The sequence below is a fragment of the Kribbella sp. NPDC003557 genome (assembly GCF_040610805.1).
GTDB lineage: Bacteria > Actinomycetota > Actinomycetes > Propionibacteriales > Kribbellaceae > Kribbella.
On the sequence record NZ_JBEXMY010000007.1, the window covers coordinates 647,937 to 659,120 of the forward strand.

General features: G+C 69.0%; 11 protein-coding genes. 7 read left to right on the forward strand and 4 right to left on the reverse strand.

Annotation, left to right across the window (positions count from 1 at the left end):
• Positions 1–33: 33 nt before the first annotated feature.
• On the reverse strand, positions 34–345 hold the full coding sequence (locus tag ABZW60_RS31490; protein ID WP_355482966.1) for a DUF2530 domain-containing protein: 312 nt from the start codon (positions 343–345) through the stop codon (positions 34–36).
• Positions 346–414: 69 nt separating this feature from the next.
• On the opposite strand from ABZW60_RS31490, the gene ABZW60_RS31495 reads away from it, so the two are divergent.
• Positions 415–1,887, forward strand: a complete 1,473-nt coding sequence (locus ABZW60_RS31495) for an NCS2 family permease (protein WP_355482968.1) — start codon at positions 415–417, stop codon at positions 1,885–1,887.
• Here ABZW60_RS31495 and ABZW60_RS31500 read toward each other — a convergent pair.
• On the reverse strand, positions 1,848–2,948 hold the full coding sequence (locus ABZW60_RS31500; protein ID WP_355482970.1) for a hypothetical protein: 1,101 nt from the start codon (positions 2,946–2,948) through the stop codon (positions 1,848–1,850). The genes ABZW60_RS31495 and ABZW60_RS31500 overlap by 40 nt on opposite strands.
• Positions 2,949–3,031: 83 nt before the next feature.
• On the opposite strand from ABZW60_RS31500, the gene ABZW60_RS31505 reads away from it, so the two are divergent.
• Together ABZW60_RS31505 and ABZW60_RS31510 are read left to right on the forward strand one after the other, a co-directional pair.
• Positions 3,032–3,481 (forward strand): MarR family transcriptional regulator, encoded by a 450-nt coding sequence (locus tag ABZW60_RS31505; RefSeq protein WP_355482972.1) that lies wholly within the window; start codon positions 3,032–3,034, stop codon positions 3,479–3,481.
• A complete protein-coding gene (locus ABZW60_RS31510) occupies positions 3,478–4,809 on the forward strand; it encodes an MFS transporter (RefSeq protein ID WP_355482974.1) in 1,332 nt (443 codons plus the stop codon). The genes ABZW60_RS31505 and ABZW60_RS31510 overlap by 4 nt, the downstream gene beginning before the upstream one ends.
• On the opposite strand, the gene ABZW60_RS31515 is transcribed toward ABZW60_RS31510, so the two are convergent.
• The gene (locus ABZW60_RS31515) at positions 4,806–5,501 is read right to left on the reverse strand and encodes a DUF4429 domain-containing protein (protein WP_355482976.1); all 696 of its coding nucleotides are present in this window, start codon (positions 5,499–5,501) and stop codon (positions 4,806–4,808) included. The two genes, ABZW60_RS31510 and ABZW60_RS31515, sit on opposite strands and share 4 nt — an antisense overlap.
• Positions 5,502–5,554: 53 nt before the next feature.
• Here ABZW60_RS31515 and ABZW60_RS31520 point away from each other — a divergent pair, with 53 nt between their 5' ends.
• Complete coding sequence (locus tag ABZW60_RS31520) at positions 5,555–6,958, forward strand: mycothione reductase (protein WP_355482977.1); 1,404 nt, start codon at positions 5,555–5,557, stop codon at positions 6,956–6,958.
• Here ABZW60_RS31520 and ABZW60_RS31525 read toward each other — a convergent pair.
• A complete protein-coding gene (locus ABZW60_RS31525; protein WP_355482979.1) occupies positions 6,941–8,389 on the reverse strand; it encodes an LLM class flavin-dependent oxidoreductase in 1,449 nt (482 codons plus the stop codon). The genes ABZW60_RS31520 and ABZW60_RS31525 overlap by 18 nt on opposite strands.
• Before the next feature lie 34 nt (positions 8,390–8,423).
• Here ABZW60_RS31525 and thpR point away from each other — a divergent pair, with 34 nt between their 5' ends.
• The 3 genes from thpR to efeO are packed head-to-tail and all read left to right on the forward strand — an operon-like array spanning position 8,424 to position 11,036.
• Entirely contained in the window at positions 8,424–8,987 is a 564-nt protein-coding gene (gene thpR / locus ABZW60_RS31530; protein WP_355482981.1) for an RNA 2',3'-cyclic phosphodiesterase, read from the forward strand.
• 45 nt (positions 8,988–9,032) lie between these two features.
• A complete protein-coding gene (efeU, locus tag ABZW60_RS31535) occupies positions 9,033–9,881 on the forward strand; it encodes an iron uptake transporter permease EfeU (RefSeq protein WP_355482983.1) in 849 nt (282 codons plus the stop codon).
• Between the two features lie 15 nt (positions 9,882–9,896).
• On the forward strand, positions 9,897–11,036 hold the full coding sequence (gene efeO, locus ABZW60_RS31540) for an iron uptake system protein EfeO (protein WP_355482985.1): 1,140 nt from the start codon (positions 9,897–9,899) through the stop codon (positions 11,034–11,036).
• Positions 11,037–11,184 lie beyond the last annotated feature (148 nt).

The window sequence follows — 11,184 nt, forward strand, 5'->3', positions numbered from 1 at the left end:
CTGGTGTAGCACGCGGGGGTTACACGCGGCTGGTCAGTCTTCGGTTTCGGGGCGGTGGCCGGCTTGGATGGCGGTCCAGCGGCGTTTGCAGTACCAGAGGCCGATGAGGCCCAGGCCGATGCCGGCTACGGGGACCCAGAGCCACCAGTCGAGGCCGTTGGCGTCGAGGCGGTCGCGGAAGAGGAACAGGACGACCAGCGCGACGGCCCACAGGGCGATGCCGGTGATGACGCTGGGGATGCCGGACAGGTCGAGGGGTTTGACCTCGGCGTGGACCAGTTCGCCGCGGGCCAGCTGGCTGGTCGGGTCGGTGCGCTTCTTGGATGCCCCCTGATCCTCCGCCACGCCACCTACCTTAGCTTCGTTTCCGATTAGTGCTCGCAACTGCCCGGTAGGAACTGGCACGATGCGGGCATGAGCTCGTCCCAGGCCGCGACGGCCCGCTCCGGTTCCGGTCCTCTCGACTCGTTCTTCAAGATCAGTGAACGCGGATCCACGCTCGGCCGCGAGGTGCGCGGCGGGCTGGTCACCTTCTTCACGATGGCCTACATCGTGGTGCTGAACCCGCTGATCATCGGCACCGTCAAGGACGGCACCGGTCAGTTCGTGGGCGGCGGCACCGACCCGGCGGCGGCGATCGCGAAGATCGCGGTGGCGACCGCGCTGGTGGCCGGCGTGGTGACGATCCTGATGGGCGTGGTCGCGAACTTCCCGCTGGCGCTGGCCACCGGTCTCGGCCTGAACGCGTTCATCGCGTTCTCGGTGGCGACCAAGATGACCTGGGCGGACGCGATGGGCCTGGTGGTCCTCGAGGGCCTGATCATCCTGGTGCTGGTGCTGACCGGCTTCCGCAAGGCGGTGTTCGAGGCAGTGCCGCTGCAGCTGAAGATCGCGATCAGCGTCGGCATCGGCCTGTTCATCACGTTCATCGGTGTGATCGACGCCGGCTTCGTACGGCGTCCCGCGGCGCCGACCGGCCCGCCGGTCGAACTCGGTGTCGGCGGCAACCTCCACGGCTGGCCGACGCTGGTCTTCGTCTTCGGCCTGCTCCTGATCGTCACGCTGTACGCCCGGAAGGTGAAGGGCGCGATCCTGATCGGCATCCTGGCCGCGACCGCGCTGGCGATCGTCATCGAGGCGATCGCGACCATCGGCGCCCGCACCGACAAGAACCCGGGCGGCTGGGGCCTGAGCGTGCCGAAGCTGCCGGACCAGTGGTTCACCAAGCCGAACCTGGACACGATCGGCGAGTTCAGCCTGTTCGGCTCGTTCGAGAAGATCGGGGTGGTGTCGGCGCTGCTGCTGATCTTCACGCTGATGCTGGCCGACTTCTTCGACACGATGGGCACGATGACCGCGATCGGCGCCGAGGCGGGCCTGAACGACAAGGACGGTATCCCGCCGAACTCGCAGCGGATCCTGATCGTGGACAGCGTCGCGGCGGCCGCGGGCGGCGCGGCGTCGGTGTCGAGCAACACGTCGTACATCGAGTCCGCGTCGGGTGTCGGCGAGGGCGCGCGGACCGGGCTGGCGAGCGTGGTGACCGGGATCTGCTTCCTGATCTCGATGGTGGTCGCGCCGCTGGTGACGCTGGTGCCGTACGAGGCGGCGACGCCGGCGCTGATCCTGGTCGGGTTCCTGATGATGACGCAGGTGAAGGGTATCGACTTCGACGACCTCGAGGTCGCGTTCCCGGCGTTCCTGACGATCGTGCTGATGCCGTTCACGTACTCGATCTCGGCCGGTATCGGCGCCGGCTTCGTCTCGTACGCGATCCTCAAGACGGTCCGCGGCAAGGCCCGCCAGGTGCACCCGCTGATGTGGGTGGTGGCGGCGCTGTTCGTGGTCTACTTCGCGATCGGCCCGCTGACCGACTGGCTGACCTGACGCATCTCGAGGTACTCGGCGCGGGCCGTGAACAGGTCGCGCAGCTCGGCGCCGACGGTGTCGAGGAACTCGGTGCGGTACGTCGAGTCGGTGAGCAGCGCGATCGAGTAGTACAGGCCGGTGAAGTTCGCGATGCCGACCGCGACCTTGATCAGCGAGGCGCTGAGGACGAGCGGATGGTCCAGCAGCGTGAGGTGGTACGACCAGGAGCCGGCGTCGACGCCCCACTGTTCGTAGATGTGTTCGCTGATCGCGAGCATGCCGAAGGCAACGAAGAACAGGCCGACGCCGGCGCTCACCACGAGAACCTGCATCCACTGCCGGATCACCAGGCTGACGCTGACGTTGAAGCGCTGGATCCGGCGCAGCGGCGGACCGGACCCGGCGGTGCGCTCGATCGCGTCCACCTCCAGCGGCAGCCGGATCAGCAGGAACACCGTGCTCAGCAGGGTGAAGGCGATCACCGAGAAGACGATGAAGGCGGCGGGCATCCCCGCGAACACCTGCCACATGTCCGCGGTCATGAACAGCACCAGTGAGAAGACCAGCAGCAGCGGCAACGCCCGGATGAAGCTGGCGACCGAGTTGGCCAGCTCGCGGGCCAGTTGGCGCACTCCCCAGACGACGGTCGCGATGAAGCCGTAGCCGACCACGACGTACACCGCTCCCAGCAGCAACAGGTTGCCGCCGGCGACGCCGAAGAACTGCTTGACCTGCCCCTGCGTGACCACCGGCAGCAGGGCCGGCAGCAGGACGAACACCGCCAGCTCCGGGATCCCGAAGCGGGTCGGCAACGACCAGAACGGCCGCCCGCGGAACCCGTTCAGCAGGCCGAACCCGACGACGAGCGCGACCAGGCCGCCGATCGCGGCCAGCAGGTTCTGCCACCACAGCCAGTCCAGCGAGGTGGCGCCGAGCATCTCGGCCAGGAACACCAGCACGAGCAGCGGCGCCGCCCGCGTGTAGATGTCGTGCGTGGGCGAGAAGTCCTCGATGAACAGCGGCAGCCCCGCCCGCCGGAACCGCTGCTCGTACCGCTCCAGCTCGGCCGTCGTTCCCATGACCGCGAACTCTAGCGGAGCCGGGAATACCAAGCGGCGGAAACCAGTTTTAGTTAGCAAAGGTAATGAGTTAAGGTAAAGACATGCCCGAAGTCGTAGCGCAGCAGGTGAAGAGTGACGTCGGGCTGGCGAGTGCGCTGCGGTCCTCGACCCTGCGGCTGTCGCGGCAGATCCGCCGGCAGCGCGAGCCCGGTCACGACCTCACCGCGAACCAGCTCAGCGTGCTCGGCGCGCTGTCCAAGCACGAGGCGATGACGATCGGCGAGCTCGCCGCCCACGAGCAGGTGAAGCCGCCGTCGATGACGCGGATCGTGACGAACATGGAGGAGGCGGGCCTGGTCGCCCGCCGGCCCCACCCGACCGACAAGCGCCAGATCATGGTCGAGCTGACCGCCAAGGCCGACGAGCTGATCCTGGCGAACCGCCGGCGCCGCGACGAGTGGCTGCAGACCAAGCTGAAGCAACTGACCCCCGAGGAGCGCGACATCCTGCGCAAGGCAGCCCCTGTTCTCGAACGGCTGGCGGCTCGATGAGCCCGACCTTCCGTGCGTTCAAAGTCCGAAATTTCCGTCTGTACGCCTCCGGCGCGATCGTGTCGAACGTCGGCACCTGGATGCAGCGCGTCGCCCAGGACTGGCTGGTCCTGGAGCTGACCCACTCCGGGACGGCGCTCGGTATCGTCACCGGCCTCCAGTTCCTCCCGGCCCTCCTGCTGGGTCCGTACGCCGGTCTGGTCGCCGACCGCTTCCCGAAGCGGCAGGTGCTGACCGTCACCCAGATCGCGATGGCGTCCGTCGCGCTGGTCCTCGGTGGCCTCACGATCGCCGGCGTCGTCCAGCCGTGGCACGTGTATCTGCTGGCCCTGCTGTTCGGTGTCGGCACGGCGTTCGACGCCCCGACCCGGCAGGCGTTCGTGGTCGAGATGGTCGGCCGCGACGAGCTGTCGAACGCGGTGGGCCTCAACTCCGCGTCGTTCAACGCCGCCCGGCTGCTGGGCCCGGCGCTGGCCGGCCTGCTGATCAACTGGATCGGCACGGGACCGGTGATCCTGATCAACGGGTTCACCTACTCCGCCGTGATCCTGTCGCTGCGCCTGATGCGGGTGGGCGAGCTGCACACGCCGAAACCCGCGGCCCGGGACAAGGGCATGATCCGCGACGGTATGCGCTACCTGTGGCGCAGACCGGACCTGATGATGGTGCTGGTGGCGGTGTTCTTCGCCGGCACGTTCGGGCTGAACTTCCAGTTGACCTCGGCCCTGATGGCGACGCAGGTCTTCCACAAGGGCGCGGGGGAGTACGGCATCCTCGGCTCGGTGCTCGCGATCGGTTCGCTGGCCGGCGCCCTGCTGGCCGCCCGCCGGGTCCGGATCCGCGCCCGTCTGGTGATCGGTGCGGCCCTGGCCTTCGGCGTCGCCGAGGTGGTCAGTGCGCTGATGCCGAGCTACCTGGGCTTCGCGCTGGTGCTGCCGCTGGTCGGGCTCGCCTCGCTGACCATGCTGACGTCCGCGAACGCGACGATGCAGCTGAGCATCGAGCCGACCATGCGCGGCCGGGTGATGGCGCTCTACATGACCGTTCTGATGGGTGGTACGCCGATCGGCTCGCCGTTCATCGGCTGGGTCGGGCAGGAGTTCGGCGCCCGTTACTCGCTGATCGTCGGCGGCGGGCTGACCGTGCTCGGCACGATCGGCTCGGTGCTGTACTTCTCCCGCCGGCGTGGTCTCGCGATCCGGCCGCGGTTGCTGCCGCGCCCGCGCCTCGAGGTGCTGCCGCAGACCGAGCTGCTCGGCGAGAAGGCGGTCCTGGACGGCGCACCCGAGGCGGAGCCCAAGAAGGCGGTAGGGCCGCAGGTCGCCTAGGGCCTGATCCGGGTCAGCAGGCGGGTCGCGAAGAACAGCACGTCCACGTCCGTGTGCCGCCGGCTCACCATCGTCGCCGGGTCGTGCCTCGGCTTCGGCCGTACGTCGGGGGTCGCGGCGGTCGCGATCCGGAGGAACCCGCGCGCGCCGAGGCGCCCCTGCTCCGGCATCCACTCGACGTCGACGATCTCGTCGAGCGGCACCGACCAGAGGTCGCCGAGCGCCTTCTTCTTCCGGCCCGCGGACCGGCGGTAGGTGAACGTGAGGCGCCCGTTCGCGACCACCAGCGTCGCATCGTGCCCCTCGAACTGGTCCGGCGCGCCCGGCGGTGCGACCAGCCACGCGGTGGCGGCGGTCGCCGGTACGTCGCGGCGTACCAGGACCTGCGCGACGTCGCGGGCGATGTCCCCGGCGAGGTCGAGGTCGACACCCGGGAAGTCGTAGACGTCGATCAGCCGGGTCACCGACTGCAGCGGGTCGGCGCCCTCGCGCAGGACGAGCCGGGCCCCGGTCCCGGTCACCTCGACCGATCGCAGTGCCTCCACCGGCAACACGCGCTCACCCAGCCGGGCCCGGACCGCGCCGGCGAGCGGATGGAACCCGCTCCGCGTCGCGTCGTACCGGATCCGGAGGGTGCCGAGGCCGTCCCAGACGACCGTCCCGTTCGTGCTCGTCAGCTCACCGCGTGTCACTCGTCCTATCCTCCCTGGTGGGCGGGTCTTGGCGGTCAGGGTCACAATGAGGCGTGACCCATTACGACCTCGCCATCATCGGGACCGGCTCCGGTAACACCATCGTCAACCGGCGGTTCGCCGACTGGAAGGTGGCGATCGTCGAGCGCGGTACGTTCGGCGGCACCTGCCTGAACGTCGGCTGCATCCCGACCAAGATGTTCGTGCACGCCGCCGACGTGGCCGCGACCCCGTCGGTGAGCTCGGGGTACGGCATCGACGAGCAGCTGCTCGGCGTCCGCTGGCCCGAGGTCCGGGACCGGATCTTCGGCCGCATCGACCCGATCGCGGCCGGCGGCTCGGAGTACCGGCACCACAACCCGGACAACGCGAACGTCACCGTGTACGACGGGACCGGGCGGTTCACCGGCGTCAAGGAGCTGACCGTCGACGGCAAGGACGGCTCGTCGAGCGTGTTCAGCGCCGACCGGTACGTGATCGCCAGCGGCAGCCGGCCGATCGTGCCGCCGATCCCGGGCCTGGCGGAGACCGGGTTCCACACGTCGAACACGATCATGCGGCTCGAGCAGCTGCCGCGCCGGCTGGCGATCATCGGCAGCGGGTTCGTGGCGGCCGAGTTCGCGCACGTGTTCGCGTCGTTCGGCGTCGAGGTGACGGTGATCGCCCGCTCCGGCGAGCTGCTGCGGACCGAGGACGCGGAGATCGCCGCGCGCTACACCGAGATCGCGCGGGCGAAGTACGACGTACGGCTCAACCACGAGACGATCCGGGTCGCGCGCCGCGACGACGGCTCGATCCTGCTCGGGATGCTGCACCCGGACGGCTCCGACGAGCTGGAGGTCGACGAGCTCCTCGTCGCCGTCGGCCGGGAGCCGAACTCGGACCTGCTGAACCTGGACGCCACCGGTGTCGAGGTGGACCGCGAGGGACGCGTGGTCGTCGACGCGTACCAGCAGACCACCGTCGACGGCATCTACGCGCTCGGCGACGTGACGAACCCGCACCAGCTCAAGCACGTCGCGAACCACGAGGCCCGGGTGGTCAAGCACAACCTGCTCAACCCGGACGACCGGATCGAGGCCGACCACCGGTTCGTCCCGCACGCGGTGTTCAGCTCGCCGCAGATCGCCTCCGTCGGGCTCACCGAGGAGCAGGCGCGGGACCGTGGAATCCCTTATGTGGCAGCGGTTCAGCGGTACGCTGACATCGCGTACGGCTGGGCGATGGAGGACACCACCGGGTTCGCGAAGGTCCTGGCCGACCCGGACAGCGGGCAGATCATCGGCTGCCACGTCATCGGCCCGCAGGCGCCGACCGTGATCCAGCCGGTGATCCAGGCGATGAGCTTCGGGCTGGACGCGTACACGATGGCCCGCGGCCAGTACTGGATCCACCCGGCGATGCCCGAGCTGATCGAGAACGCCCTGCTGAAGCTGGAGCTACACCCGAAACGCTGAGATCACGTCAGCCACCGTGTCGATGGTGTCCAGGTCGGGGAGGCTGATCATCACTTCGGCCACCCCGGCCTCGGACAGCTCGCGGAACCGGCCGATCTGGTCGTCCGTCGTGCCCGCGTTGACCGATTCCGCGTACTTCGCCGGGTTCACGTTCCGCGGACGGAGCGTGCGAATCAGCTGGTCGAGATCCTCGTGATCCTTGCCCACCAAGGTTGTGGACAGATGGGTCAGCTCTACTGGTCTGTCGCCCAGGCGCGTGGCTGCTTTGCGGACTGCGGCGACGTCGCCGAAGACGTTGACCGCATCGGCGTACCGCGCCGCCAGCCGCAGCGTCCGCGGTCCACTCCCGCCGACCAGCAGCGGAAGATGTTCCTGCAGCGGACGCGGATAGCAGGTCGTGTCGGGTACGTCGAGGAGCTTGCCGTGGAACGGTTTGTTGCCTGGTCCCCATAAAACCGGCAGCAACCGCAACGCGTCCTCGAGCAGGGCATAGCGCTCGCCGACCGGAGGAAACGGCCAGCCGTACGCCTTGTGCTCGGCCTCGAACCACGCGAGCCCGACGCCGCACACGGCCCGCCCGCCGCTCAGCACGTCGAGCGTCGCCGCGATCTTCCCGAGGTGCGCGACGTTGCGGTACGTGATGCCCGAGACCAGCGTGCCCAGCCGGACGCGCGTCGTACAGGCGGCGAGATAGCCGAGCGTCGTCCAGCTCTCCAGGAAGTCCTCCCAGGCCCGCCCCACCTGCGGGATCTGCCGGAAGTGGTCCATCACGTAGATCGCGTCGAACCCCGCCGCCTCGGCCCGCTCCGCCACCTGCCGTACCCACTCCGCCATCCCCGCGCGTCCCGCCGGGTGGGTGTAGCTGCTCAACTGCAACCCGAAGCGCAACCCGACCGGAGCTTCTGACTGCCGCGCCTGCGCCGCGGTCGACTCGACGAACACGGTCGGCACCACCCGCGCCGCGGTCGGCTCCAGTACGTCGTCGTATCCCTCGCCCGGCAACTCCTTCTTCGCCACGGCCCACGACCGCAACTGGCTGGTCAGAGCATCCGCAGGAATACGTTTTTCGGCCCGCTCCCGGTTCCGCCGCCGGCACTCCTCTGCCGGCGTGTCGAACGCCACGGCGACGCAGGCCATCCCGGCATCCCGAGCCAGCTCCAGCCATCGCCTGCGCCGTTCGGCATCCAGCCCCAGCGTGTCGATGACCGTCGTCAGCCGCCGCCCGATCCGTTGCCGCACCACCACGTCCAGCAAAGCGAACGCGTCCGCGCTCGCCGCGATGTCGTCCTCACCCGCCCCGACCAACGCGCGCAACCGATCGCTGGAAACGATCAGGTCGGCGGCGAACCGCTCCGCCGCCCACGTCGACTTCCCCGACGCCCCCGGACCGGCCAGGATCACCACACAAGGTGACGGCAGCCGGTGTTCCACAGAAAACAGTTTCCACCACCGATACGCTTTTCGGATGCGATTGTTCGTGGCCGTCGTGCCACCCATCGAAGTAGTGGAGGATCTGAGCGAGTTCGTCGAGCCGCGCCGGCAGCACCCGGATGACGACATCCGGTGGGCCGCGGACGACCACTGGCATCTCACGCTGGCGTTCCTCGGCGAGGTGCCGGACTGGAAGACCGAGGAGCTGGAGGAGCGGCTGGAGCGGGCCGCGAAGCGGCAGAAACCGTTCGAGCTGCGGCTCGCCGGCGCCGGCGCGTTCCCCGGGGTGCCGGACGCCCGGGTGCTGTACGCCGGGGTGCGCGACGAGACCGAGTCGCTCAAGCACCTGTCGATGACCACCCGGGCCGCCGCCAACCGGGCCGGTGTCACCGTCGAGGGGCGCAAGTTCAACCCGCACCTGACACTCGCGCGGCTCCGGCGGCCGGTCGACGTCACCAGGTGGGTGCGGATCTTCGACACCTACGAGAGCCCGGTGTGGACGGCGGGCAGCCTGCAGCTGATCGAGTCCCGCCTCGGCGAGGGCCCGGGCCACAGTGCGGCGTACGTCACGGTAGGCGAATGGGACTTCTTAGGTTAACCTCAGGAAGGTTAGCCGTACCTAATGCTATGAGAGAGTCCCGCCATGCTCGCGAACTACCTGATCGGACTCCGTGAAGGACTCGAGGCCTCGCTGGTCGTCAGTATCCTCGCCACCTTCCTGGTCAAGTCGGACCATCGCGATCGACTCAAACTGGTCTGGATCGGTGTCGCCACGGCGCTTGCCGTGGCGGTCGCCGCCTGGGGTCTGCTCCAGTTCGTCACCGCGCTGACCGCGAAGTCCTTCACCACCCAGGAGACCGTCGGCGGCGTGATGTCGATCCTCGCGGTCGGCTTCGTCACCTGGATGATCTTCTGGATGCGCAAGGCGTCCCGGAGCATCGCCAAGGAGCTCCGGGAACGGATGGGCCAGGCGCTCGAGGTGGGGTCGCGCGCGGTCGTGATCCTGGCGTTCCTGGCGGTGTTCCGGGAGAGCATCGAGACCGCGTTCATCGTGTACGCGTCGGCCGCCACCGCGACCACCGCCGTGCCGTTCGTCGGCGTCCTGCTCGGGCTCGCCACCTCGGTGCTGCTCGGCTTCGCGATCTACAAGGGCGCGGTGAAGATCAACCTGGCCGTGTTCTTCAAGTGGACCGGCGCGGTGCTGATCCTGGTCGCGGCCGGCATCTTCGCCTACGGCTTCCACGACCTGCAGGAGGCGAACATCCTGCCCGGCCTGCACACGCTGGCCTTCGACATCTCCCACGTGATCCCGCCGGACAGCTGGTACGGCGTCCTGCTCAAGGGCATCTTCAACTTCAACCCGGCACCGTCGGTGCTGGAGGCGATCGCGTGGGTCGCCTATCTCGTCCCGGTGATGGTGCTCTACTTCCGCCCGGTGAAGAGCTCCGCACCGCCCGCCGTACCGGCGACGACCGCTCACAAAGCGGCCTGAATCCCCAGGAGAACCATGCGCACGACTCTGGCCCGTCGGGCCTCCATCTTCGGTGTCGTCCTCGGCCTCGCCGCGCTGACCGCGTGTGCGAAGGAGGAGCCGGCGGCCAAGGACGACGGCACCGGCCCGGTGTCGGTCAAGGCGTCCGACTCGGGCTGTGACCTGAGCCGCCGCGACGTCAAGTCCGGCACCAGCACGTTCTCGGTGGAGAACGCCGGCAGCAAGGTCACCGAGTTCTACGTGTACGCCGACGGCGACCGCGTGATGGGCGAGGTGGAGAACATCGGGCCGGGCCTGAAGCGGGACCTGATCGTCGAACTGCCGACCGGCAAGTACCAGGCGGTCTGCAAGCCCGGCATGGTCGGCGACGGGATCCGCGGCGACCTCACGGTCACCGGCGACGCGCCGGCGCAGGTCGACACCGACACCGCGCTGAAGCAGGCGACCGAGAGCTACCAGCGGTACGTGAACTCGCAGGCGGTCGCGCTGGAGCAGAAGACCACCGAGTTCGTCGCCGCGGTGAAGGCCGGCGACGTCGCGAAGGCGAAGGCGCTGTTCCCGGTGTCGCGGACGTACTGGGAGCGGATCGAGCCGGTCGCGGAGTCGTTCGGCGACCTGGACCCGAAGATCGACGCGCGGGTGAACGACGTCGAGCCGGGGACGGAGTGGACCGGGTACCACCGGATCGAGCAGGCGCTCTGGGTCTCGAACACCACCAAGGGCATGGAGAAGTACGCCGACCTGCTGCTGGCCGACGTGAAGACGGTGGTCGCGAAGGCGAAGACCGTGAAGCTCACGCCGCTGCAGCTGGCCAACGGCGCCAAGGAACTGCTCGACGAGGTCGCGACCGGCAAGGTCACCGGCGAGGAGGACCGCTACTCGCACACCGACCTCTGGGACTTCCAGGCGAACGTCGAAGGCTCCCAGGCCGCGATCCAGGCCCTCCGCCCCGCCCTGCAGAAGCGCGACGCGGCCCTCGTCACCCAGCTGGACACCCAGTTCAAGGCCGTCTTCGCGTCCCTCGACAAGTACCGCGAAGGCGACGGCTTCAAGCCCTACACCGCCACCGAGCCCGAGAAGAAGGCCCTGGGCGCAGTAGTAGACGGCCTCGCCGAGCCCGTCAGCAAGGTCGCCGGAGTGCTGGCGAAGAAATGACAAACGAAGCCAACCCCCCGACCCCGGCCGACGGCCAGGCTCCCGTTCCTGCTCCTGCTCCCGCCGCCGCCCCGGCGCAGCCGGGGCGGGGGGGGGGGGTGTAGCCAGGGGGGCATTTGGGGGCCGGCCGGGCCGCGGGTGGCCCAGG

Coding starts and splice junctions, on each gene's coding strand:
- ABZW60_RS31505 (WP_355482972.1), top strand. CDS start 3,032: ATGCCCGAAGTCGTAGCGCAGCAGGTGAAGAGTGACGTCGGGCTGGCG.
- efeO (WP_355482985.1), top strand. CDS start 9,897: ATGCGCACGACTCTGGCCCGTCGGGCCTCCATCTTCGGTGTCGTCCTC.
- ABZW60_RS31510 (WP_355482974.1), top strand. CDS start 3,478: ATGAGCCCGACCTTCCGTGCGTTCAAAGTCCGAAATTTCCGTCTGTAC.
- ABZW60_RS31500 (WP_355482970.1), bottom strand. CDS start 2,948: ATGGGAACGACGGCCGAGCTGGAGCGGTACGAGCAGCGGTTCCGGCGG.
- thpR (WP_355482981.1), top strand. CDS start 8,424: ATGCGATTGTTCGTGGCCGTCGTGCCACCCATCGAAGTAGTGGAGGAT.
- ABZW60_RS31495 (WP_355482968.1), top strand. CDS start 415: ATGAGCTCGTCCCAGGCCGCGACGGCCCGCTCCGGTTCCGGTCCTCTC.
- efeU (WP_355482983.1), top strand. CDS start 9,033: ATGCTCGCGAACTACCTGATCGGACTCCGTGAAGGACTCGAGGCCTCG.